The organism is Serinicoccus sp. CUA-874, from assembly GCF_001942225.1.
Taxonomy (GTDB): domain Bacteria; phylum Actinomycetota; class Actinomycetes; order Actinomycetales; family Dermatophilaceae; genus Ornithinicoccus; species Ornithinicoccus marinus.
The window spans coordinates 1-21,688 of the sequence record NZ_MKJZ01000038.1; the positions used below are offsets into that span (position 1 = coordinate 1).

22 protein-coding genes and 2 pseudogenes are annotated in these 21,688 nt (G+C 69.6%); 13 read left to right on the forward strand and 11 right to left on the reverse strand.

Annotated features, from left to right (window positions below; all coding sequences use genetic code 11):
• Positions 1 to 172 precede the first annotated feature (172 nt).
• A complete protein-coding gene (locus BJF80_RS15745; RefSeq protein ID WP_006591166.1) occupies positions 173 to 487 on the forward strand; it encodes a hypothetical protein in 315 nt (104 codons plus the stop codon).
• Here the strand turns inward: BJF80_RS15745 and BJF80_RS15750 are convergent.
• Positions 484 to 1,314: a TIGR02391 family protein gene (locus tag BJF80_RS15750; protein ID WP_006591167.1), complete on the reverse strand. Its 831-nt coding sequence runs from the start codon at positions 1,312 to 1,314 to the stop codon at positions 484 to 486. The two genes, BJF80_RS15745 and BJF80_RS15750, sit on opposite strands and share 4 nt — an antisense overlap.
• Positions 1,311 to 2,171, reverse strand: coding sequence for a DUF8611 domain-containing protein (locus BJF80_RS15755; RefSeq protein WP_237767667.1), 861 nt, complete (start codon positions 2,169 to 2,171; stop codon positions 1,311 to 1,313). Before BJF80_RS15755 ends, BJF80_RS15750 begins: the two co-directional genes overlap by 4 nt.
• Before the next feature lie 88 nt (positions 2,172 to 2,259).
• Here BJF80_RS15755 and BJF80_RS15760 point away from each other — a divergent pair, with 88 nt between their 5' ends.
• The gene (locus tag BJF80_RS15760; RefSeq protein WP_075815047.1) at positions 2,260 to 3,627 is read left to right on the forward strand and encodes an IS1380 family transposase; all 1,368 of its coding nucleotides are present in this window, start codon (positions 2,260 to 2,262) and stop codon (positions 3,625 to 3,627) included.
• Between the two features lie 104 nt (positions 3,628 to 3,731).
• Here BJF80_RS15760 and BJF80_RS15765 read toward each other — a convergent pair whose 3' ends face one another.
• The 5 genes from BJF80_RS15765 to BJF80_RS15780 form a co-directional block, all read right to left on the reverse strand.
• Positions 3,732 to 4,061 carry a DUF3644 domain-containing protein gene (locus tag BJF80_RS15765; protein ID WP_075815049.1) on the reverse strand — a complete coding sequence of 110 codons (330 nt, stop codon included), beginning with the start codon at positions 4,059 to 4,061 and terminating at the stop codon, positions 3,732 to 3,734.
• Between the two features lie 356 nt (positions 4,062 to 4,417).
• Entirely contained in the window at positions 4,418 to 5,275 is an 858-nt protein-coding gene (locus BJF80_RS18605) for a hypothetical protein (RefSeq protein WP_006591169.1), read from the reverse strand.
• Positions 5,276 to 5,741: 466 nt separating this feature from the next.
• The gene (locus BJF80_RS15770; protein ID WP_202817236.1) at positions 5,742 to 7,196 is read right to left on the reverse strand and encodes a DUF8370 family protein; all 1,455 of its coding nucleotides are present in this window, start codon (positions 7,194 to 7,196) and stop codon (positions 5,742 to 5,744) included.
• A gap of 183 nt (positions 7,197 to 7,379) precedes the next feature.
• On the reverse strand, positions 7,380 to 8,519 hold the full coding sequence (locus BJF80_RS15775) for a helix-turn-helix domain-containing protein (protein ID WP_006591174.1): 1,140 nt from the start codon (positions 8,517 to 8,519) through the stop codon (positions 7,380 to 7,382).
• Positions 8,516 to 9,265 carry a hypothetical protein gene (locus tag BJF80_RS15780; RefSeq protein ID WP_006591175.1) on the reverse strand — a complete coding sequence of 250 codons (750 nt, stop codon included), beginning with the start codon at positions 9,263 to 9,265 and terminating at the stop codon, positions 8,516 to 8,518. The genes BJF80_RS15775 and BJF80_RS15780 overlap by 4 nt, the downstream gene beginning before the upstream one ends.
• Positions 9,266 to 9,451: 186 nt before the next feature.
• Between BJF80_RS15780 and BJF80_RS15785 the strand changes: the two genes are divergently transcribed.
• The 5 genes from BJF80_RS15785 (at position 9,452) to BJF80_RS15805 (ending at position 12,906) form a co-directional block, all read left to right on the forward strand.
• Complete coding sequence (locus BJF80_RS15785; protein ID WP_006591176.1) at positions 9,452 to 9,664, forward strand: hypothetical protein; 213 nt, start codon at positions 9,452 to 9,454, stop codon at positions 9,662 to 9,664.
• Positions 9,665 to 10,007: 343 nt separating this feature from the next.
• Positions 10,008 to 10,634: an ATP-binding protein gene (locus BJF80_RS15790; protein ID WP_075815051.1), complete on the forward strand. Its 627-nt coding sequence runs from the start codon at positions 10,008 to 10,010 to the stop codon at positions 10,632 to 10,634.
• Positions 10,631 to 11,749, forward strand: a complete 1,119-nt coding sequence (dprA, locus tag BJF80_RS15795) for a DNA-processing protein DprA (protein WP_075815053.1) — start codon at positions 10,631 to 10,633, stop codon at positions 11,747 to 11,749. Before BJF80_RS15790 ends, dprA begins: the two co-directional genes overlap by 4 nt.
• 2 nt (positions 11,750 to 11,751) lie before the next feature.
• Positions 11,752 to 12,381 carry a M23 family metallopeptidase gene (locus BJF80_RS15800; RefSeq protein ID WP_083673746.1) on the forward strand — a complete coding sequence of 210 codons (630 nt, stop codon included), beginning with the start codon at positions 11,752 to 11,754 and terminating at the stop codon, positions 12,379 to 12,381.
• Between the two features lie 45 nt (positions 12,382 to 12,426).
• Entirely contained in the window at positions 12,427 to 12,906 is a 480-nt protein-coding gene (locus tag BJF80_RS15805; protein ID WP_237767668.1) for a DUF4112 domain-containing protein, read from the forward strand.
• A gap of 55 nt (positions 12,907 to 12,961) precedes the next feature.
• Here BJF80_RS15805 and BJF80_RS15810 read toward each other — a convergent pair whose 3' ends face one another.
• From BJF80_RS15810 to BJF80_RS15820, 3 genes are read right to left on the reverse strand one after another with little or no spacing between them, the layout of a single operon-like run.
• On the reverse strand, positions 12,962 to 13,879 hold the full coding sequence (locus tag BJF80_RS15810; RefSeq protein ID WP_075815057.1) for a tyrosine recombinase XerC: 918 nt from the start codon (positions 13,877 to 13,879) through the stop codon (positions 12,962 to 12,964).
• Positions 13,876 to 14,424 (reverse strand): RDD family protein, encoded by a 549-nt coding sequence (locus tag BJF80_RS15815; RefSeq protein ID WP_075815059.1) that lies wholly within the window; start codon positions 14,422 to 14,424, stop codon positions 13,876 to 13,878. Before BJF80_RS15815 ends, BJF80_RS15810 begins: the two co-directional genes overlap by 4 nt.
• Before the next feature lie 13 nt (positions 14,425 to 14,437).
• Positions 14,438 to 15,601, reverse strand: coding sequence for a pyridoxal phosphate-dependent aminotransferase (locus BJF80_RS15820; RefSeq protein WP_075815061.1), 1,164 nt, complete (start codon positions 15,599 to 15,601; stop codon positions 14,438 to 14,440).
• Between the two features lie 261 nt (positions 15,602 to 15,862).
• Here BJF80_RS15820 and rpsB point away from each other — a divergent pair, with 261 nt between their 5' ends.
• Together rpsB and tsf are read left to right on the forward strand one after the other, a co-directional pair.
• A complete protein-coding gene (gene rpsB / locus BJF80_RS15825) occupies positions 15,863 to 16,819 on the forward strand; it encodes a 30S ribosomal protein S2 (protein WP_075815063.1) in 957 nt (318 codons plus the stop codon).
• 33 nt (positions 16,820 to 16,852) lie between these two features.
• Positions 16,853 to 17,680 carry a translation elongation factor Ts gene (gene tsf, locus BJF80_RS15830; protein ID WP_022926095.1) on the forward strand — a complete coding sequence of 276 codons (828 nt, stop codon included), beginning with the start codon at positions 16,853 to 16,855 and terminating at the stop codon, positions 17,678 to 17,680.
• A gap of 72 nt (positions 17,681 to 17,752) precedes the next feature.
• Here tsf and BJF80_RS18610 read toward each other — a convergent pair whose 3' ends face one another.
• Positions 17,753 to 17,962, reverse strand: coding sequence for a hypothetical protein (locus tag BJF80_RS18610; protein WP_143554154.1), 210 nt, complete (start codon positions 17,960 to 17,962; stop codon positions 17,753 to 17,755).
• Positions 17,963 to 18,113: 151 nt separating this feature from the next.
• Between BJF80_RS18610 and pyrH the strand changes: the two genes are divergently transcribed.
• From pyrH to rlmN, 4 genes and pseudogenes are all read left to right on the forward strand, one after another.
• Positions 18,114 to 18,875, forward strand: a complete 762-nt coding sequence (gene pyrH / locus BJF80_RS15835; RefSeq protein WP_022926093.1) for a UMP kinase — start codon at positions 18,114 to 18,116, stop codon at positions 18,873 to 18,875.
• 173 nt (positions 18,876 to 19,048) lie between these two features.
• Positions 19,049 to 19,500 (forward strand): annotated as a pseudogene (gene frr / locus BJF80_RS15840) (ribosome recycling factor).
• Positions 19,501 to 19,531: 31 nt separating this feature from the next.
• On the forward strand, positions 19,532 to 20,440 hold the full coding sequence (locus BJF80_RS15845; protein WP_075815065.1) for a phosphatidate cytidylyltransferase: 909 nt from the start codon (positions 19,532 to 19,534) through the stop codon (positions 20,438 to 20,440).
• A 44-nt stretch (positions 20,441 to 20,484) separates the two neighbouring features.
• Positions 20,485 to 21,665 (forward strand): annotated as a pseudogene (gene rlmN, locus BJF80_RS15850) (23S rRNA (adenine(2503)-C(2))-methyltransferase RlmN).
• The last annotated feature ends 23 nt before the right edge of the window (positions 21,666 to 21,688 follow it).

A 21,688-nucleotide genomic window follows, 5' to 3' on the forward strand; every position in this document is an offset into this window, starting at 1 on the left:
CGCCGCCACCACCGGCACCCGCCGACCGCTACACTGAACCCCGCCCAAGGTGGGGAAAATCAGTGAGCATCACTGAGGAACTTCGACGAGCCTCGTCAACGGCCTATGGGCGCTTCGCGACGGGACGTTCTATGTCATTGAAGCGAAGAGTGGGGCCGACCCCGGACATCCCGTGTACAAGAAGGATGCCGAGCAACTCTCGAACGCCATGGACTGGTTCCGGCAGCAGTACCCCAACAGTGAGGCGACGCCACTGCTGATCCATCCGGAGGAAAGGTTCGACTCACATGCCGCGATACCGACCGGCTGTCGCGTCGTCACGACGAAGCGGCTTGCCCGGCTCCGAGAGTCCGTGTCGGCCTTCGCGACGGGTCTGGTGGCCAACGACGCCTTCCGCGATCCCGCTCGCGTCACCAGCCTCCTAAACGATCACGGACTGAGCGCGGCCAACTTCGTACGTCGCTTCTCGGTGCCAGGGCGGCACTAACCCGGCGACCTCGCTCCGTCGAGCCGACGATGGACCATAGAAACCATGGTCAGCACATCCAGCAGCTCATCGTCGCTGATCGAACGACTGAGGCGGGGGTCGTGAGCGGTGGGGTTGCGGTAGAGCCCGCCGAGCCCCTTGACCAGGTTCGCGAGGCCAGTCTGCTCGTCTCTTTCGGTTTGGGTTTGCAGAGAGTTGATCGCCAGCGCCGGAGTGCCGCTCTTGCCCAGGGAGAGTGCGGCGTCCACCAGCGTCGCGCCGTCGCCCGATACGCCCGTCATGGTTCTGAGCCTGTCGAAGATGCTCTTTGTCGCTTCCAGGCAGGCGTGGAAATGCGCGCGCTTCAGGACCTCCACCGAGCAGTACCGCAGCACCTCGGAGTGCGTCTTGCGGCGCTGGAGTTCATCACGGATCGAGGTCGCGATGCGCGTCGACTCATCGAGTGTCTGCGCGCGAGCACCTCGCGCCACCTGGCCCTTGTCGTTGACGTGTAGCCCGACAAAGGCGAGTCGCTCGTTGAGGCGGTCCTGGCGCAGCGTGAACAGTTCAGGGCGGTCGCGGTAGCGCACAGGCTCCATCGCGTGCGTGATGAACGTGATAATGCGCTTGGGGCTACGGTCCGTGTTCTGGCGGGCGATGAACGCCTCGGTCAGGCGGTCGCGCTTCGTGGCTCCGGCGAGCGGGTCGGTCATTCTCAGACGGGCAAGCAGGTCTCCGATCTCGCGGCCAGTCAGGCCATGGTCGGTGTCCGCCAGCACGGCAGCGACTTCCCTCAGCACGCCGTGGGACCAAGCCGCCTGGCCGCTCCCGGCGTCCCTGCCGTTCATCCTCTACCGCTTCTTTGCGCGGTCTTCGACCTGCTCGCGACGTGGGTGTTGTAGTCGGCAACAGCCTGATCCACATTGAGACCGTCGACTACGGCGTTCTTTGCGCGCTCCAGCGCGATGTTGCTCAGACCCTGGAACTGAACGTGACCGTTGGCCGTCCGCTTCTCCCTGTAGCACTTGGGGTCAGACCGAAGATCGAGCGCATGGATGACTGCGAGGCCCTGGTGGCGGGTCAGCCCAAGTTTCTCGCCCAGCTTGCTGAGCTTGAGTGAGTAGCGGTCGAACGTGTCCACTTCGCGGTAGGCGATGGCATCCTCACCGTCGTGCGCAGGACGTGCAGCCAGGTCGCCGTGCTTCGGGTCGATCTTCAGGCTGATCTCCTGGACCTGATCCGACGGGCGCGGGCCTCCGACAAGCCGCAGCCCTACGACGCCCGGAAAGACGGTCTCCCACTTGCCCTTCTCCTTCACCGCCCGAAGGGCTCGGTTGATCTCTGCTTCGGTGGGCGGCTCGGCCTCGCTGCGAACCGCGCGGTCCAGGGCCATGAGCGGGAGCAGTCGAGCCCTCGCCTCGGCGCTACGCCTCCTGCCGGGGCGCAGGAGGTCCGCGATCTGCTCGAACTCCTTCCCTACGACCAGACCCACGTCGGTGGGCGGACTGGCGGAGACCGGGAGGACCCGTCCAGGCATCACGTCGGTCAGGTCCTGCCCCGTCAGTCCGAGCAGCACCTTCCGGAAGATGGTCACCGCAGACCGCAGGTGCAGCCACAGCACGTCATCGCTCATAGCGATCACGTCATGAGTGGCGGCGTCGCGGTCCTCCTTCAGCCTGGATCCGCCGATGTGATTGGTGATCAAGCCGGGTCGTAACGCACGAATGCCCCTGTGACCTGGGACGATGGGACTTGCGACAGTTCGATCGACCAGATAACAGGAGCACCCGATAGTGCGAGTCTGCCACAGCATCTCCGCCGTCTTCGATGACCCGAACCTGATCGGCACGGCGGGCTTGGTCCCGGTGATGGCGCTGGCCGAGCAGGCCGGGCTGGCGGACCTGGTGGCCGAGCACGTCACCGTGGCCGGCTCGGCCGGCGCCAACGCTGAGCTGAAGATCGGATCGTTGGTCGCGGGCATGATCGCTGGCGCGGACAGCTTCGAGGACATGGAAGTCGTCCGGCACGGCGGGATGGACAAGCTGTTCGCCGGGTCGCGGGCGCCGACCACGCTGGGCACCCACCTGCGCGCCTACACCTTCGGCCACGTGCGCCAGCTGGACGCGGTCGGCTCCGGTGTCCTGGTGAACCTGGCCGGGCTCGTCCCGGGCCTGCTGGCCGGTGCCGATCAGGTCGCCTACCTGGATGTCGATGACACGATCCGCGCCACCCACGGGTACGCCAAGCAGGGCAGCGGGTACGGCTACACCGGCGTCAAGGGTCTGAACGTGCAGGTCGCGACCCTGTCCACGCCCACGAGCGCACCGGTGCTCGCAGCCACGAGGCTGCGCAAGGGCAACGCCGCCTCGAGCCACGGCGCGGCCCGGTTGATCGCCGACGCCGTGGCCACCGCCCGCCGGGCCGGCGCGACGGGCACCCTGACCGTGCGCGCCGACTCGGCCTACTACAACCACGACGTCGTCGCCGCGACCCGCCGGGCCAGGGCGAGGTTCTCCCTGACCGCCCGACTGGACCCGGCCGTGACCGCGGCGATCTCCCGGATCCCCGAGGGCGACTGGGTGTCCATCAGGTACCCGAACGCGATCTGGGACGAGCACGAGGGCCGGTGGGTCTCCGACGCCCAGGTCGCGCAGACCACCTACACCGCGTTCACCTCCCGCACGAAGTCCGAGCACGTCACCGCCCGGCTGATCGTGCGCCGCGTCAAGCGCCTCAACCCCACGGCGACCAGGACCGGGCAGGACGAGCTGTTCGCGACCTACCGCCACCACGCCGTGTTCACCGACTCACCCCTGACGATGCTCGAGGCTGAGGCGTCCCACCGCGACCACGCGATCGTCGAGCAGGTCATCGCAGACCTCAAGGCAGGCCCGCTCGCCCACGCACCATCAGGGTCCTTCTGCGCCAACGGTGCGTGGACGGTGCTGGCCGCGATCGCGTTCAACCTGACCCGCGCCGCCGGCGTCCTGGCCTCGGCCCGGCACGCCCGAGCCCGGCCCGCGACGATCCGGGACCAGCTGATCAAGATCCCCGCCCGCATCGCCAACCGCGCCAGGCGACTCCACCTGCACCTGCCCACCAACTGGCCCTGGCAGGACGCCTGGCAAGGCCTCTTCGACGCCGCCTACGCCCCCTCCTGACCCCACTCCCTGCCCCTTCGAGGAACGACCCACGTGGAAAAGCCGGGCAGACCGGCGGGATCCCCCTGCCCAGAACCTCGATCCACCTCTCGGAGAACTCAGCTTCATTCCGGACGACGTTCACCAAATCCGCTCGGCGGATCGAGGTTCAGCGCGAGCAGCACCACACGGTCCCCGGCGTCGATAATGCCCAGCGAGGTCTCGGCAACGGAGACGCACTTGCCGAAGTCGAACGAGCGGTCGCTCCCCGAGAACTGAACCTTACGCCGTTCCTCGTAGATCGCGGCCTTCAGCAGCATCTCGAAGGCGTGCGCCGCCATCATCACGGTGGCATGCTCGCGGCCCGCCGGGCTCGGGCGGTTGAACAGTTCAATGGCAATCGTCAGCGACTCGACAGCGGCGGTGACGTACTGGCGCGTCTTGCGGGCTGGCATGCGACCAAAGCCGCGACTAGGGGACGCCAGCGCGTCTGAGCGCCGCAGCGTCCGGGGCCGAATCGTCCTTCACATCTCAAGGCTACTGTCGCCGTGACGCAGTCACCCGGAGGCGCGCGAGCGCCGGCCTGTGACAGTGCTGGAGTAGAGCCGACCTATAAGGCTGCTCTCTCGGCCCGGCGCCGCGGCACCGTGGTCGCCTAATCGGCAGTCGCTGCTGCGCAGGCTGAAACCAGCCTCTTCCGCCAAACAAATTGCTACCCCGGCATATCCAGAAACCTCGCCGGTGGCGGATAGCCCAGCCAGTGTGACCGTAACGCGTTGGGATGACGGCCCCAATCATGAACGCCATCGACTTACCGTGCGGAGGTTTGGAGTCCCCGTGAGGCTAGGAGCTCATGCGCCTTGTGCGCGATATGGTACGCAGCCATGTAAGAATTAGAGAACAGTCCGAAGTCTCCACCGCTGATGAATGTCGCGCGGCCGGAGGAGTCCGCCGGACCATCTTGTGTCATTCCTGATCGACCAATGACTGCGTGCAAGAGTCCGTGCGCCGCGCCCGAACCAGACCTCCACTCCGCCACGACCTCTTTAGCAATATTCTTGTCTCCGAATGTGTCTACCGCAGCCTCCCGGATAACTCTCGTCGTCTCGAATTTGGCTCTGTCGCCGTCGGCTTCCCGCTTTTCCGCGAGTTCTCGTTGACGCATCTCTACGTGGCTGGCCACCAAATCAGTACCGTGGTGCTCGGCCAGTTCTTGGAGCGCACGCAGGTACTTGAGATGCTCGCCTTGCATGTACGTCACGATGTTCCGTGCCCGAGCGATTCGCACCTCCCGCTCCTCCGGTGATAGGACCCATACCGCGCTCGTGGCGCCCACCAACGCCGTGCGCGCCAGCGTTTGGTGAGCGAACGCGTACAGATTGGGCCGGTTCGGGGGACGAACGTCGATATGGGCCCGGATCGCCTGAAGGTGTTCGGCCGCGACGGTGAATCCTGCCCACGCCACCTGCGAGACGCCGAAGGGAGGCCAATCTTCGTCGTCTATCGCTAGGTCACTCCCAGGAACGGGGATGAACGGCCCGCGGACCTTCCGCCAGTCGTCGAGCGCAGAGAATGTGCTTCTGACGACGGCTTCATCGTCTACACCGCCGTCTGAACCGGGGCGGTCTTCGGCGGGTGGATGAGAACCTGCACTCGTGCGGTCTGCCATAACGCAAGACTCCTTCATCCGCCCGGGAGCCGCCTGAAGCCTGTGGGCGTCGGACGGACAGTGCGCAACGCTACCGCTTACTACGTGGCCGTGGAGAGAGCATCCGAGCAGACGCATGAACGCTCTGGCACAGCAGGCGCACCCCTCAGCTCGGATCTCACCGGGCGCGCGTCGGCAACCCGCGCGCTCGCGGTGGTGACCTCCCACCCGCCGGCGACGGCGGATGAGGCCGAAGCTCCCGAACCTCGTGGTCGAGATCATCATCAGTATCTATCCCGCCGGCCGTATGACGTAGAGACCGGGTAGCGCGGTGAAGCTGATCGCAGACGGGGAAATCGAGAAATTGGTGCCGGAGTTGAGGTTGGCGACGTCTGCAACCGCATTCTGGGTTGGCTGGTTCCGGACCAGGAGGCGGTGTGCCCTTTACGCGTCCCGACGAACAGTTCGTGCAACCAACCGGAGTCGTCTATTGCTTCGAGGCAGAAGTCTTGTTCTCTCGCCTGGCGTCGACGAGGACGAGTTTGATCTTGATGCCTTTTTCCTTCGCCAGAGTGGCGATCGTGTCCTCGACGCGCTTGATGCGCGCGGGCGCGAAGTCCTCGTCGTAGTGTCCGATACATAGGTACACGCCGTGGCTGATCTGCTCGGTCTTCATGTATTGGGGCAGCTGGGTCGCGGCACCCTTGAAGAAGCCGCTGCTGCGGATCACTTTGACTTCGAGGAGGGCGCGATCTTCCCAGCCCTTGGAGAATTTGAAGTCGACGGGGCCGCGGCCGCGGTTGACCTCTTGGCTGATGTCAACCTGTGCGGCGCGGCAGGCTTCTGTCCACATCGCGCCGGCGATGGCCTGGATGACCTCTTCTTTTTGCGGGTTGCCGGCGGCCCACAGTGCCCGCCACAGATCAGTGTTCTCGACTGCGTGCTGGAAGCGTGTCGCGAGGAGTTCGACGAACGCCGGGAACTCCCGCTGCTGGGAAGGAACCTCGGCTGAGGTGATGGGCGAGGCTTTACCCACGGCCTCTCCGGTCTCCCGCCAGAAGACCAGGCCTTTCGGGTCCATCTCGACGTCGTAGGGCAGGTGGGGCATCTGTGCTACCAGTCGCAAGTAGTCGGCTGCCTTGTCTGGATACTTGCGGGCGAAGCGTCGTGCCAGCACGCGGCGGTCTGCCTGGTTGAGGCCCTGTGCAATCTCGTAGCTGAAGTCCTGTCGCAGAAGATGAGCTTCGTGGACCTCGGCCCACTTCCAGAACTCGTCCGGGGTCACCGTCGGGATTTCCTTCAAGAACCGCTCGGGTGCGAGCAGTACTCCACCGTCACCGAAGGGCGACTTAGGTAGTTCGATCTTGGCGTCGGGAAGCCACCTGGATCGCTGCCGGTCCCAGCCGAGGTGCTTGACGGTCACTGGCTCCATCAGGATGCCGAGTTTCTTGGACACCTTCTGGGTGTATCGGATGAACCGGTGCTTGAGGATGTTGCAGAGGATGTCGCTGATCCGATCCAGACCGATCCCGCTGGCGAAGAGGTTGAAGCCCGCGATGGACGCGAGGTCTTCAATATGCCCGTACTGGCGTGCGAGGTCGAGGACGCCTGCCATCTCGCGGGCGAACTTGGGGCCCGTCCCGGACCCGTGCGGGGCTCCCATGCTCAGGCCGAGGCAGAACTCGTTGGGTTCGGGGAACCTCAGCAGTTCGAGCGCCTTCTTGTATGCGAGCGAGCTCTGGTTGCCCTTGGATTGCTCGATGAGACGTGCTGCGGCGTCGAAGAAGTCCGTAACTTCCTGCTTGGCACCCGCCCACAGGGGCTTGTTGTCGTCGAACACCAGGAACGGGTCGACGTACAGCGGCGTGTCTTGGTCAAGCAGGGGATTGAACCACGGGCTCTTCTTGCCGTGGGTGACACCGAAGGCGCTGCTGAACCTCATCTCATGCTCCCCTCACCGTGGACCTTTGCTCCGCTGGTCGGCTGCGCGATGGGAGTGCGCTGCCGCACACCGTGCCCGTCCCGCGCGCACAAGTCCGGCATCGGGTCCTCCATCAGGCTGAACCCGCGTGCTCAGTTGGAGCGGGAAGGAGTCGCATTGGTTCTCCCAGGGATCGAGGTGGGCTCAGGGTGTGGGGCCGACGGCTAGGCGCAGCCGGGGCTTGGTCTCGCTGCCGGCCGCGACGATGTCGTCGATCTGCTCGACGGTGAAGCGGCTCGCTCTTGCCAGGTCATCGGTTGTGGTTCCTGCTTGGTTGAGCAAATCGACGGCAGCGCCGAGCAGATACGGGGACTCAGGAGGACCGAGCGGACCGGGTTCGGGGTAACCCTGGCTGCGCAGGTGCTGGTTCGCGCGGCGGTAGCTGTGTTCGCCCCATAGTCCGATGGCGTGGCATCGGTAGGCGAGAGCAGCCAGACTGATGCCCCACTTGGTCTTCGCTTGCAGTAGCGCGTCCCAGTCGACCTTGCGTGGCAGGTCCGGCTCTAGCTCTGGTGTCGGTGCTAGGAACTCCGCAGCGAACTGATGTGCGTGAGTCTCGATGATCTTGGAGCCGGGCTCGACGTCTTGGTGCATCACGAGGTGGCCGAGTTCGTGGGCGGCGTCGAAACGGCTTCGTGCTCGGTCGTCCTTGAGCGGAGAGAGCAGCACCAGGGGTCGGTGGCCGGCTTCAGTGGAGAACGCGTCGACGCGGGGGTCGATCTCCGGTGGCAGGCGCAGGGCGATAATGCCGTGAGCCTCAAGGAGACGAACGACGTGTGGGACTGGCCCCGGTTCCACGCCGAGTCGGGAACGGGTATCGGCGGCGATGGAGGCGATCAGGGCCGGGGAGGGCTCGTCGTCGACTGGCTCGATGATGTCGGTGATCTGGGGGAGGTCGACGTACTGCTCGATGACCTCGATGACGGCCAGTGCGATCTCGGCGAAGGCCAGGGCCTGGTCGCGGGAGATGGCCGGTGTGGCTCGCAGCGACCGGAAGTGCGCATCGCCCGTGGTGACCGCTGTCAAAGGGCGGCCTTGCCGGAAGAACTCGATCGGCACGCCCAAAGCCAACGCCAGCTCTGCTGCGACGGTGTTCGTGGGCCGACCCCCGCGCTCGTACTGGGTGATAGCCGCTGCTGTCACGCTGGTCTGCGCTGCCAGAGCGGTCCGCTGCATCCTGCGTAGGCGCCGCGCAACCGACAGGCGCTTGCCATCGAAGTCGACCAAGGCTCCGCTCGCGCGGCGACGACGTGCCCGTTGACGTGACTCGGACTCGAACGTCACAGTCTGTTGCCTCCTTCCTGCCGGCGCGGCTTGAGCGTCAGAGAGGGCACTGGGGCGGGCTTATCGCCGAAGGTCGATCCGTCGTCGGAACCGGGTCCTTCACCACTGGCCGAGCTGTCTTGGGCGGGCGGTTCGTCCCACCAGACGGGGGTCACCGCGATCCAGCGCTGAGCGCTCGCTGTGGGCAGTCCCAACCACCCCGCAGTCAGTCCCGTCCTCAGCTCCGCACCCCACACCAGGAACACCTCACGACAGTGAATGACCGCTTCAGCAGCGTTCGGCAACGGAAGCTCGAACAGCGGCTCAGCCTGCGGGTCTCGCGACGGCGGGTCGTACGCGGCATGGTTGCGTAGCGCTGCGGCCTGTCTGCCCTCGGAGTCGGCCCAATCGAAGTCCGCCTCGAAACTCGGGTGACGCCCCGACCCGAAGGGTGCCTTCACCAAGCGCACGTCAGCTCGGGGAGTGTGCAGCACCGTAGAGCCGAACTCCTTGCTGGCAACCACCCCCGCGGCTCGGAGCGCGGCACTGTCCGGCACCTCGGCGAGCAACCTGTTGGCCAGATTCCGCGAGGAGAGCACGCTCAAGGTGAAGGCGTCGTCGTACGCCTCCACCGGTTCGTGGCGCTCTCGGTTGATCCGCCACACCTCGGCGACCGCAGCCTGAACGAAGTCGATCAACCCCGCCTCGGCGAAGCTGGTACGGAGCGAGTCCAGGTGGACATGCCCATGTGGGTCCCATGACGTCATGACACCAGTTAAGCAGGCCCGCATGTCAGCCGCCGATGCGACACGCTGATGAGCAAGACCGTGCAACATGTGTAGAAAAATTAAGCAGACGCGCGTGTTGCTGCTTGAGTCCTCTCGCACTCCCTGGCACGCTGGTGCTAGCGGCGGATGTCGTACCCGCCCCCTTCCGAGAGATGAGGTCCCAGCATGGCCAAGAAGCCTGCTAATGCCGGCAAGTCGTGGACAGCCGCCCATGACGCTCAGCTTCGCCGTGAGGCTGCGCAGAACACCCCGACCAGAGTCCTGGGCCTACACCTTGGCCGGACCGAAGACGCCGTGCGCAGCCGGGCCGGCGAGCTGGGTGTCTCGCTGAAGCCGGCCAACCAGAGTCCCTACGGCACCCGCGGCAAGAAGCGCTAGGTAGCGGCACGGCCGGGCTGTGAACGCGAGCGTCGTTGGTCACGGAGTCTCGTAGAGCGGCGGCGTCGGCGCGGAGCAGTTGACGACCACCCAGGCCGGAGGTCGTCGTCCGATCCGTGCGGCATCGGAGACTTGTGCCATGCGCCGAGCACTAGAACACCTGCCGGCCGCAGTGCGGGCGCACGGCCATGTCGGTGTGCAGGACCCGTGCTCCTGGTCGCTTGGAGGACGGGGAGACAGGCTTGGTGGGAGGTGTCACGATCGCCGATCAGGCTGTTGCGGTCCGCGGCTCCAGCAGGGGCGTCTGAGCGCAGCTCGCGGTAGAATTCCTGTACACACCGAGGTGTACTTTCCATTCCTCGACGAGGCCCCGGAGTTCCGCCGCGACGTGCTCGACGGGCTGCGGCAGCCGCTGGAGTCCGGCGAGGTGGTCATCGCCCGTGCCGACCGCCACGTGCGTCTGCCCGCGCGCTTCCAGCTGGTGCTGGCCGCCAATCCCTGTCCGTGCGGCAGCGCGGGCGGACAGTGCGTGTGCCCGCCGTTCCGGCGCAACGGCTACCTCGGACGGCTGTCGGGGCCGCTGCTGGACCGGGTGGACCTCAAGCTCGCGGTGAGCGCCGTGACCCGAGGGGACCTCGCGCTGCCACCGGGCGAGCCGACGGCCGTGGTCTCCGCGCGGGTGGCTCTGGCACGGCAGCGTCAGCAGGAGCGGTGGCACGAGCTGCCCTACCGGCTCAACAGCCAGGTCCCGGGTGCGTTGCTCCGCGAAGCGCCGTGGCGTCCGGCGGCGCGCGAGCGTCGCCCGCTGGAGCTGGCGATGGACCGCGGTGCCCTGACCCTCCGCGGGCTGGACCGGGCCCTGCGGGTGGCCTGGACGCTCGCGGACCTGCGCGGCGCCTCCCGGCCCGGGCTGGACGACGTGACGCTGGCGCTCGACCTGCGCACCCCGACGGGGGTGAGGGTCGCGTGAGCCAGGTGCAGGACCCTGAACGGCGGGCCCGGATGCTGCTCTCGCGGCTCGCTGAGCCCTACGACGAGAAGGTGCAGCAGGTCGTCGCCGAAGACGGGGTGGAGGCCGTCGTGGGCTACGCGCTGGAGGGCGGCAGGGTGCCGGGCGGTCCGGACCTGCACCGGCTGGCCGCTCGCGTCGAGCGGGCCACGACCGTCGACGAGGCCCACGTCGCGAGGCTCGTCGGTGCGAGGGTGCTCGTGCCGGGGGACGAGGAGTGGCCCCACTGCCTCGACGAGCTGGAGCAACCGCCGTGGTGCCTGTGGGTCACCGGTCCGGGGCGCCTGGACGAGCTGGTGCGGCGCAGCGTCGCGGTGGTCGGGGCCCGGGCGAGCACGGCCTACGGCGACCACGTCACCGCCGGGCTGTGCACGGACCTGGTGGGCCGCGGTTTCACCATCGTCTCGGGGGCGGCCTTCGGCATCGACGCCGCTGCCCACCGGGCCGCCCTGGCGGCGGACGGGTGCACGGTGGCGGTCCTCGCGGGGGGTGTCGACGTCGCCTACCCCCGTGCCAACGCCGATCTCATCGAGGGAGTCCGGCGCACCGGCCTGGTCGTGAGCGAGACGCCTCCAGGGGGCGCCCCGGCCCGGATGCGCTTCCTGGCCCGCAACCGGATCATCGCCGGGCTGGCGCAGGGCACGGTGGTGGTCGAGGCGGGACTGCGCTCCGGCGCGCGGTCCACGGTCAAGCACGCCCGCGAGCTGGGCCGCCATGTCATGGCGGTCCCCGGGTCGGTGGAGAGCCTGATGTCTCAGGGTGCCCACGCCGAGATCCGCATGGGGGCAGAGCTGGTCACCGACGGAGCCGAGGTCGCTGAGCTGGTCGGGCACATCGGCGCGGACCTGGCCCCGGTGAAGCGAGGTGGCCGGCAGGCCGCCGACGACCTCACGGAGGAGCTGCGTCGCGTGTGGCAGTGGTTGCGACCCCGCTCCTCCAGCGGGGTCGACGAGGTCATGGTGCGCAGCGGCCTGAGCCTGCCGGAGACGCTCGGCGCGCTGCGCTCGTTGGAGCGGGAGGGCCTGGCCGAGGAGCTCCTCGACGGCTGGCAGCGCCGGCCCACGGGGGTGCGGTGAGCATGGCCGGCCGACCGTGGCGCCAGGTCCTCGCGGTGGCGGTGGCTGCCGCCCTCGGCCTGGTGTGGCCGCTGCCGGCCCCCGCCCAGCCGGCCCCGGTCCACTCGACGACGACCGTGCCGACCCCGCGGCCCGAGGCGGGCATCGCCGGGGCGACGGCCTCCGTGGTGATCGGTGTCCGGACGGCTGCGCCCGCATCCGAGGACCGCGAGCGCACCGCGCTGTGGGGGTGGCCGCTGGCGGGGGAGCCAGGCATCGTGCACGGCTTCGACCCGCCGCGGCAGCGCTGGGGCGCCGGTCACCGCGGGATCGACCTGGCCGGTGTGGCGGGGGAGTCGGTGCTCGCCGTCGACGACGGGGTCGTCACCTTCAGCGGGGTGGTGGCCGGTGTCGGCGTCGTGAGCGTGACCCACCCCAGCGGGCTGCGCAGCACCTACCAGCCGGTGGCCGATCGCGTGGGGCGCGGCGCCCGGGTGGCGCGTGGTGACCGGGTCGGACACCTCGACGAGGGCGGTCACTGCGTGATCCTGGCCTGCCTGCACCTCGGGGCGGTGCGGAACCGGGACGACTACGTCGATCCCACCCCGCTGCTGCTGGGGGTCGAGCTGACGTTGCTGCCGGTCGACCGGTGAGGCAGGCAGACAGCACGACGACGCGGGGTGAGGCACACTCGTCCGGTGACCCAGCCGCGGCGGACCCCAGCTCCCGACACCGGTCTGAGCCGTCACCTCGCGAGGGTGATGGACGACCTGGTGACGATCCCGGGCACCCGCATCGGCATCGGCCTCGACGCCGTCCTGGGGCTGCTGCCCGGGGCCGGGGACATCCTCGGCTCCGGGATGTCGGCGGCCATCATGTACGACGCCGCCCGTCGCCGGGTCCCGCTCCTCGTGCTCGCGCGGATGGCCTGGAACATGCTGCTGGACGCAGCTCTCGGCCTGGTCCCCGTCGTGGGTGACGCCGCGGACGTCGCGCACCGCGCCAACCGGAAGAACTACCGGCTGCTGCAGGCGTCCCTCGCCGAGGGACGCACCTCGACGCGGTCGGGGCCGGTCTACCTCCTGCTCGCGGCACTGCTCATCGTCCTGCCGCTGGTGATCGGGATCGCGATCGGCGTCCTGGTCCTGGTGGCGCTCTGGTCGTTGCTCACCCGGTGACCGCGGGGCGCGACCTGCCGCTGGGCCGGCGTCTGGGTGGCGGCTGCGGGATGCCTCAGGCCCGGGGATGCGCCTGCTGGTAGGCCGCGCGCAGCCGGTCCACCGACACGTGCGTGTAGATCTGCGTCGTGGCCAGGCTGGCGTGCCCCAGCAGCTCCTGGACGGTGCGCAGGTCCGCGCCGCCCTCGAGCAGGTGGGTGGCGGCGCTGTGCCGCAGCCCGTGCGGCCCCATCTGCGGGGTGTCCGGGAGGTGCGCCAGCAGCGCCTGCAGCGTGGAGCGCACCTGCCGTTGGTCCACCCGCCGGCCGCGACGCCCCAGGAAGAGCGCGGCACCGGACTCGGCGGTCGCCAGCCGCGGGCGGCCTCCCGCCAGCCAGAGGGTGAGCGCCTCGGTCGCCGGGGTGCCGAAGGGCACGACCCGCTCCTTGTCGCCCTTGCCGAGCAGCCTCGCCGTGCCAGCCTCGAGGTCCACGTCGTCCACGTCCAGGCCGGTGAGCTCCCCGACCCGCATCCCGGAGGCGTAGAGCAGCTCGAGCATCGCGCGGTTGCGCAGGTGGACCGGGTCGTCGTCGTCAGCGGCCACGGCCGCCAGGTCCAGGAGCTCGCCCGCCTGCGGGGCGCGCAGGACGCCCGGCAGGTGCTTCTCCTTCCCCGGCGCGGCGAGGCGCAGCGACGGGTCGGCGGTGATCCTGCCGGTCTGCTGAGCCCACCGGAAGAACGTCTTCGCCGCCGCCGCGCGCCGGGAGACCGTCGAGCGGGAGGCCCCGGCCGCCCCGATGCTGCCGAGCCAGGCCCGCAGGTCCGGCAGGCGGACCTCGGCGCTCGACCGCACCCCGCGGTCGGCGAGGAAGACGTCCAGCGCGTCGAGGTCGCCGAGGTAGGCGCGCACCGTGTGCACCGACCGACCCTTCTCCACCCGCAGGTGCTGCTCGAAGGCCTGCAGCTGCGCGGCCGCACCCAGCGGGCCGCTCACGTCGCCCGCTCCACCCGCGTGCCGGCGACCCGGTCGTGGACGCCCTGCCCACCCGTCAGCGCCGGGACCGCGCAGGCTGCCAGCAGCCCGAGGGAGAGGACCAGGAAGACCACGGCCCACCCCGTCTGCAGCTCGAAGAGCATCCGGCTGACGCCCAGATGGGCCAGCTGCCAGGGCGACGCCTTGACCAGGTTGCGTCCCCACACGGCTCTCCCGGCGCTCCCGGGTGTCGGCCCGACCACGACGAGGCCCGCCCACCGCTTGCCGAGCATGGCGCACCGGCGCGAGGCCTCGGTGATCGAGAGGTAGAGCCACCACGGCAGGACGGTGATCAGGGTGAAGATCAGGTCGGCGACGAGCAGCCCTCGCACGGACGTCGCCGATACCCCGGGCAGGTCCAGACGGGGCACGAGGAACGCCCCGACAGCCGTGAGCACACCGATCCAGACCCCGATCACCAGCCAGTCCCCGAGCCACGACCGCACGCGCGCCACCGGCGCCGGGCGCCGGGCCGCACCTGACGAGGAGGTGGCGAGGGACGTCATACCGGTGAGGGTGTCAGGCCCGTCCCAGACCCCGCAGACGGCGCGCCGCCTCGCGCAGCACCTCGTCCTGCTTGCAGAAGGCGAAACGGACCAGGCTCCGCACCGGGTCGGGGTCGTCGCAGAAGACCGAGACCGGGACGCCGACCAGCCCGAGCTCCTCGGGCATACGCCGGCAGAAGTCGACCGCGTCGTCCACCCCGTGACCGGCCAGGTCGGCGATGACGAAGTAGCTCCCGCCGCACGGGCTGACCGGCACGTCGACCTCGGCGAGCGCGGCGGCGAGCAGGTCCCGCTTGGCCTGCAGCTGCGCCGCGAAGCCGGTGAAGAAGTCGTCGGGCATCCGGAGCCCGTGCGCGACGGCGGGCTGCACGTGCGTCACCCCGACGAAGGTCAGGAACTGCTTGACCGCCGCCACCGCGTCGACGAGGTGGGCCGGTCCGCTGACCCAGCCGGTCTTCCACCCGGTCAGCGAGAACGTCTTGCCGACCGAGGAGATGGTGAGCGTGCGCTCGAACATGCCGGGGAGGGTGGCGATCGGGGTGTGCCGCCGCCCGTCGAAGACCAGGTGCTCGTAGACCTCGTCCGCGACGACCAGCAGGTCGTGCTCCTGCGCGATCGCCGCGATCCCCTCCAGCTCCTCCCGGCTGAAGACCTTGCCCGTGGGGTTGTGCGGGGTGTTGAGCACGAGCGCCCGGGTGCGCCCGGTGACGGCGGCGCGCATCGCGTCGAGGTCCAGCTCCAGATCCGGGAAGCCCAGCTGCACGGTCCGCCGGACGCCACCGGCCATGGCGACCGCGGCGCCGTAGGAGTCGTAGGACGGCTCGACGAGCAGCACCTCCTCGCCCGGTTCGACGAGCGCGATGAGGGAGGCGGCGATGGCCTCGGTGGCGCCGACCGTCACCAGCACCTGGGTGGCCGGGTCCAGCGGTATGCCGTACCAGTGGTCCTGGTGCTCGGCCACCGCCTGGCGCAGGTCCGGCAGCCCGCGGGCGGGGGCGTACTGGTTGAGCCCGTCGCGCAGCCCCTGCGCCGCGATCTCCCGCATCTGCGACGGTCCGTCGGTGTCCGGGAAGCCCTGCCCGAGGTTGACCGCGTCGAACTCCAGCGCCCGCTGGGTCATCTCCGCGAAGACGCTGGTGCCGAAGGGTCGCAGCCGCTGCACGAGGGGATCGCTCATGCCGACACCGTAACGATTCGGGGCAGGGGCTCCCGGTCCCGTACGATGGGAGGCACGTGCGTCTCGTCCTGCCCTCGGGCAGGTGCGACGCGCGAATTCGCGCCCGGGCGCGACCGGTCCGCACCGCATACCTGCGAGGTATGCCGGCCAGCGGCCGGTGGCGCACCCCGCGGTCCCGACGGATCTCGCACCGAGCCGGCGGGTGGGGAGCGTCCCCGGGCCAGGACACAACTGCAACCGAGAAGAAAGCGAGACCACGGCATGGCCGTCGTCACCATGCGCCAGCTCCTGGAGAGCGGCGTCCACTTCGGGCACCAGACCCGTCGCTGGAACCCCAAGATGAAGCGCTTCATCATGACCGAGCGCAACGGCATCTACATCATCGACCTGCAGCAGTCGCTGACCTACCTCAACGAGGCCTACGACTTCGTCAAGCAGACCGTCGCGCACGGCGGGTCGATCCTGTTCGTCGGCACCAAGAAGCAGGCGCAGGAGTCCATCGCCGAGCAGGCGACCCGCGTGGGGATGCCCTACGTCAACCACCGCTGGCTGGGCGGCATGCTCACCAACTTCCAGACCGTCTCCAAGCGCCTCACCCGCATGAAGGAGCTCGAGGAGATCGACTTCGACGACGTGGCCGGCAGCGGCCGCACGAAGAAGGAGCTCCTCATGATGAGCCGCGAGTACGAGAAGCTCGCGAAGACCCTCGGCGGCATCCGCGACATGCAGAAGGTGCCCTCGGCCGTGTGGGTCGTCGACACCAAGAAGGAGCACCTCGCGGTCACCGAGGCCCGCAAGCTCGGCCTCCCGGTCATCGCGATCCTCGACACCAACTGCGACCCGGACGAGGTCGACTACAAGATCCCGGGCAACGACGACGCCATCCGCTCGGTCACGCTGCTGACCCGCGTGGTCGCCGACGCCGTCGCCGACGGCCTCATCGCCCGCTCCGGCGGTGGCAGCGAGTCCGGCGCCGAGAGCGAGGGCGCCGAGAACGAGCCGATGGCCGAGTGGGAGCGCGAGCTGCTCGCCGGCGCGGAGGAGACCTCCGAGCAGACCCCCGCCGAGACCGCCCCCGCCGCGGAGGCGCAGGCCGCAGCGACGGAGGACGCCGGGGCGACGCCGGCCGCGACCGAGCAGGCCGACGAGGCGCAGGTCGACACGCAGGCCGACGAGGCCCAGCCGGTCGAGGCCGACGCCCAGACCACCCAGTCCTGACGCACCGTTCGACGAAGGAGCACAGAAGCACTCATGGCGAACTACACCGCCGCTGACATCAAGGCGCTGCGCGAGTCCACCGGCGCCGGGATGATGGACGTCAAGAAGGCGCTCGACGAGGCCGACGGCGACACCGCGAAGGCTACCGACCTGCTGCGGGTCAAGGGGCTCAAGGGCGTCACCAAGCGTGAGGGCCGCTCGGCCACCAACGGTCTGGTGCGCGCCCAGGTCGACGGTGGCGTCGGCACCCTGGTCGAGGTCAACTGCGAGACCGACTTCGTCGCCAAGGGCCCGAACTTCGGCGAGCTGGCCGACCGCGTCCTGGCCCAGGCCGTCGCGGTCGGGGCCACCGACGCCGACGCCCTGCTGGCCTCGGAGCTGGACGGCAAGACCGTCAAGGAGGTCCTCGACGACGCCAACGCCACCATCGGCGAGAAGATCGAGGTGCGCCGCGTCGCCCGCGTCGAGGGCGACCAGGTCGTGTCCTACCTGCACAAGACGATGCCGGACCTGCCCCCGCAGATCGGCGTCCTCGTCGCCACCACCGGTGGGGACGAGCAGGTCGCCCGCGACATCGCGATGCACGTCGCGGCCTTCTCCCCGTCGGTGCTCACCCGGGACGAGATCGACGCCGAGACCGTCGCGAGCGAGCGGCGCATCGCCGAGGAGACCGCCCGTGAGGAGGGCAAGCCGGAGCAGGCGCTGCCCAAGATCATCGAGGGTCGCGTCAACGGCTACTTCAAGGAGAACGTGCTGCTCGACCAGCCGTTCGCCAAGGACAACAAGAAGACGGTCGCCAAGGTGGCCGACGAGGCCGGGGCGCAGGTGACCGGCTTCGCCCGCTTCAAGGTCGGCGTCTGACGCCAGCCTGAGCGGTCGCCGGAAGGCCGGGTCCCCGTCGGGGCCCGGCCTTCCGGTCGTCCGGGATGGCGGTCAGAGCCCGAGCACGTGCGCCGCCCGGGTATGCCAGCGGGCCTGGTTCACCAGGGCGTCGCGCTCGCCGGCGTCGTGGAGCAGGCCCAGCACCAGCATCCGGAAGAGCAGCCCGCGCGCGACATCGCCGGTCGGGATGTCCAGGGACGGGTCGGCTCGTGGCGGCCTCTCAGCACGTCCCCTGCCCGCCGCGGACCGGGCGGGTCTCACCCCGCAGCCCGAACGACTCGAGCACGGACGGGGAGGGGCTGCGCATACCGGCAGTGTGCCGGGAGCCGGGGCCAGGGCGGTGCGGATCGCCGCTCCTGGGGTGGTGTGGCAGGATCGAGCGACCGCCCGGCACGACCTCAGGAGGATCCGCATGACCACGACGGTGCCCGAGCACGAGACCGCCGCCGCGCCCGAGTCCGACGACTCCCCCAGGCGGGTCCTGCTCAAGCTGTCGGGGGAGGCCTTCGGGGGCGGCAACGTCGGCGTGGACCCGGACGTGGTCAAGGGGATCGCGCACCAGATCGCCGACGCCCACCGCTCCGGGGCGGAGATCGCGGTCGTCATCGGCGGCGGCAACTTCTTCCGCGGGGCCGAGCTGCAGCAGCGGGGGATGGAGCGGGCGCGGGCGGACTACATGGGGATGCTCGGCACCGTCATGAACTGCCTGGCGCTGCAGGACTTCCTGGAGAAGGAGGGTGTCGACACCCGGGTGCAGACCGCGATCACTATGGGCCAGGTCGCCGAGCCCTACATCCCGCGCCGCGCCATGCGCCACCTGGAGAAGGGCCGCGTCGTGATCTTCGGCGCCGGCGCCGGTATGCCCTACTTCTCCACCGACACCGTGTCGGCGCAGCGGGCGCTGGAGATCAAGTGCGACCAGGTGCTCATGAGCAAGCACGGCGTCGACGGGGTCTACACCGCCGACCCGCGCACCGACGCCGACGCCCGCAAGCTGGACCGGCTCACCTTCTCCGAGGCGCTCACCGGCAACCTGCGGGTGGTGGACGCCGCCGCCTTCAGCCTGTGCATGGACAACGCGCTGCCGATGCTCGTCTTCGGCATGGACGGCGAGGACTCCATCACCCGCGCCATCAAGGGTGAGAGGATCGGCACACTCGTCACGGCGGGCTGACCCGCCGCCGCACACCGACCAGCCGCACGGGCGGCATACGCGATAAGGAGCACGACATCATGTCCGAGGTCGTCGAGATGGCCCTCCTGGAGGCCGAGGAGAAGATGGACAAGGCGCTGGACGTGGCGCGCGAGGACATGGCGTCCATCCGCACCGGCCGGGCCCACCCCGGCATGTTCAGCAAGCTCGAGGTGGACTACTACGGCGCGCCGACGCCGCTGCAGCAGCTGGCCAGCTTCAGCATCCAGGACGCCCGCACCGTGCTCATCACCCCCTACGACAGGGGCGCGATGAAGGACATCGAGAAGGCGCTGCGCGAGGCCGACCTCGGCGCCAACCCGAGCAACGACGCAACGCCATCCGCATCGTCATGCCGCAGCTCACCGAGGAGCGTCGCCGGGAATACATCAAGCTGGCGCACACCAAGGGCGAGGAGGCCAAGGTGTCGGTCCGGCACGTGCGGCGCCACGCCAAGGACCAGATCGACAAGGCCGTCAAGGACGGCGAGATCGGCGAGGACGAGGGCACCCGGGGGGAGAAGGACCTGGAGTCGCTGACCAAGCGGCACGTGGACGTCGTCGACGACATCCTCAAGCACAAGGAGGCCGAGCTGCTCGAGGTCTGAGCAGCCCGAGCCCCGGCGACCACCCACCCTCATGACGGAGCCCACCTCCGGCGCCCCGGCCCAGACCGGGGAGGCGCCGGCGACCCGTCGGGAGGCGCGCGCCGCGCAACGCGCCGCGCGTGCCGCGGAGCCCGGCCGTACGCCACGGGCCGGGCGCAACCTGCCCGCCGCCATCGGCGTGGGGGTCTTCCTGGGCGGCCTCATCATCGCCAGCCTGGTCTTCTGGAAGCCGGCCTTCGTCTACCTCGTCACCGCCGCCGCGGTCGTCGGCGTGTGGGAGCTCGTCGGGGCGCTGCGCAGCGGCCGGGTGTCCCCGCCGCTGGCGCCGGTGCTCGCCTCGGTCGGGCTGGTCCCGCTCGCCTACTACGGCGGTGCCGACGCGCTCGCCGTCGGCTTCGCGACCGCGGCCGCCCTCGTGCTGGCCTGGCGCAGCGTCGGCGACCCGGAGGACGCGGCGCGGGACGTCGCCGGCGGGGTCTTCATCGTGGCCTACGTGCCGCTGCTTGCCGGGATCACCTCGCTGATGCTCGCCCAGCCGGACGGGGTGGGCCGCATCATCACGTTCATGCTGGTCACGGTGGCCTCGGACACCGGAGGGTATGCCGTGGGCGTGCTGCGGGGGCGGACGCCGATGGCACCCTCGCTGTCGCCGAAGAAGTCGTGGGAGGGCTTCGCGGGGTCGGTCGTCACCAGCGCCCTGGTGGGCGTGGCCTGCGTGACGTTGATCCTCGACGGACCCTGGTGGGCGGGTGCCGTCGTCGGCGCCATCGCCGCAGCCTTCGCCACCGTGGGTGACCTGGCGGAGTCGGCGATCAAGCGCGACCTCGGCATCAAGGACATGGGCAGCATCCTGCCGGGCCACGGTGGCGTCATGGACCGGCTGGACTCGCTCGTCGTCACCGCGCCGGTCTGCTGGGCGCTGCTGCGGCTCTTCGTCTGAGGGATGCGGCAGGTCGGGGCCCGACCTGAGACACTGGGGGCGCCATGACCACCGAGCTCCCCACCCCCTCCACCGACCGCCCCGCCCCGGGCCAGCTGACCTTCCGCGCGCCCCGGCGCGGCAAGGCGCCCACCCACCTCGCCGACCACGACCTGGCCGGGCGCAAGGACTGGGCGCGCGAGCTGGGCATCCCCGCCTTCCGTGCCGACCAGGTCAGCCGCCACTACTTCGAACGGCTCGTCACCGACGCCGAGCAGATGACCGACCTGCCGAAGGCCGGGCGCAGCGAGCTCGTCGACGGGCTGCTCCCGCCGCTGCTCACGCCGGTCCGCACGCTGTCGGCCGACGACGGGGCGACGCTCAAGCAGGTCCACCGCCTGCACGACGGGGCGATGGTGGAGTCGGTGCTCATGCGCTACCCGGGTCGGGTGACGATGTGCATCTCCAGCCAGGCCGGGTGCGGCATGAACTGCCCGTTCTGCGCGACCGGTCAGGCCGGTCTGACGCGCAACCTGTCCACCGCGGAGATCGTCGAGCAGGTCGTCGCCGCCGCCCGCGCGCTGCGGCACGGGGACCTCTGTGGAGGCGCGGAGGAGAGCGACGAGGGTGGCGGTGACGTCCAGGAGGCGCTGCGGGTGTCCAACGTCGTCTTCATGGGGATGGGCGAGGCGCTGGCCAACTACAAGGCCTCGCTCGGTGCCGTCCACCGGCTCGTCGAGGCGGCTCCGGAGGGGCTGGGTATGTCGGCGCGCGGGATCACCATGTCCACCGTGGGGCTGGTGCCCGGGATCGACCGGCTGGCGGGAGAGGGCATACCCATGACCCTCGCGCTGTCCCTGCACGCGCCGGACGACGAGCTCCGCGACGAGCTGGTCCCGATCAACACCCGGTGGAAGGTGGACGAGGCGCTGGACGCCGCCCGACGCTACTTCGAGGCGACCGGGCGACGCGTCTCGATCGAGTACGCCCTCATCCGGGACATCAACGACCAGGCCTGGCGCGCCGACCTGCTCGGGGACAAGCTCACGCCCGCGGCCGCGGCTGGGTGCACGTCAACCCCATCCCGCTCAACCCGACGCCCGGGAGCAGGTGGACCGCCTCGCGCCGGGGTGTCGAGCAGCAGTTCGTCGAGCGTCTGCTGGCCCACGGCATCCCCACGACGGTGCGGGACACCCGCGGCTCGGACATCGACGGCGCCTGCGGCCAGCTCGCCGCCTCGGTCTGACGCCGGGGTTATCTTGGGGGAGA

Bases quoted from the DNA above. Each gene is read 5' to 3' on its own strand.
- BJF80_RS15750 (WP_006591167.1), bottom strand. From the start codon at position 1,314: ATGAACGGCAGGGACGCCGGGAGCGGCCAGGCGGCTTGGTCCCACGGC.
- BJF80_RS15765 (WP_075815049.1), bottom strand. From the start codon at position 4,061: ATGCCAGCCCGCAAGACGCGCCAGTACGTCACCGCCGCTGTCGAGTCG.
- BJF80_RS18605 (WP_006591169.1), bottom strand. From the start codon at position 5,275: ATGGCAGACCGCACGAGTGCAGGTTCTCATCCACCCGCCGAAGACCGC.
- BJF80_RS15770 (WP_202817236.1), bottom strand. From the start codon at position 7,196: ATGAGGTTCAGCAGCGCCTTCGGTGTCACCCACGGCAAGAAGAGCCCG.
- BJF80_RS15780 (WP_006591175.1), bottom strand. From the start codon at position 9,265: ATGACGTCATGGGACCCACATGGGCATGTCCACCTGGACTCGCTCCGT.
- BJF80_RS15785 (WP_006591176.1), top strand. From the start codon at position 9,452: ATGGCCAAGAAGCCTGCTAATGCCGGCAAGTCGTGGACAGCCGCCCAT.
- BJF80_RS15800 (WP_083673746.1), top strand. From the start codon at position 11,752: ATGGCCGGCCGACCGTGGCGCCAGGTCCTCGCGGTGGCGGTGGCTGCC.
- BJF80_RS15815 (WP_075815059.1), bottom strand. From the start codon at position 14,424: ATGACGTCCCTCGCCACCTCCTCGTCAGGTGCGGCCCGGCGCCCGGCG.
- BJF80_RS15820 (WP_075815061.1), bottom strand. From the start codon at position 15,601: ATGAGCGATCCCCTCGTGCAGCGGCTGCGACCCTTCGGCACCAGCGTC.
- rpsB (WP_075815063.1), top strand. From the start codon at position 15,863: ATGGCCGTCGTCACCATGCGCCAGCTCCTGGAGAGCGGCGTCCACTTC.
- tsf (WP_022926095.1), top strand. From the start codon at position 16,853: ATGGCGAACTACACCGCCGCTGACATCAAGGCGCTGCGCGAGTCCACC.
- pyrH (WP_022926093.1), top strand. From the start codon at position 18,114: ATGACCACGACGGTGCCCGAGCACGAGACCGCCGCCGCGCCCGAGTCC.
- BJF80_RS15845 (WP_075815065.1), top strand. From the start codon at position 19,532: ATGACGGAGCCCACCTCCGGCGCCCCGGCCCAGACCGGGGAGGCGCCG.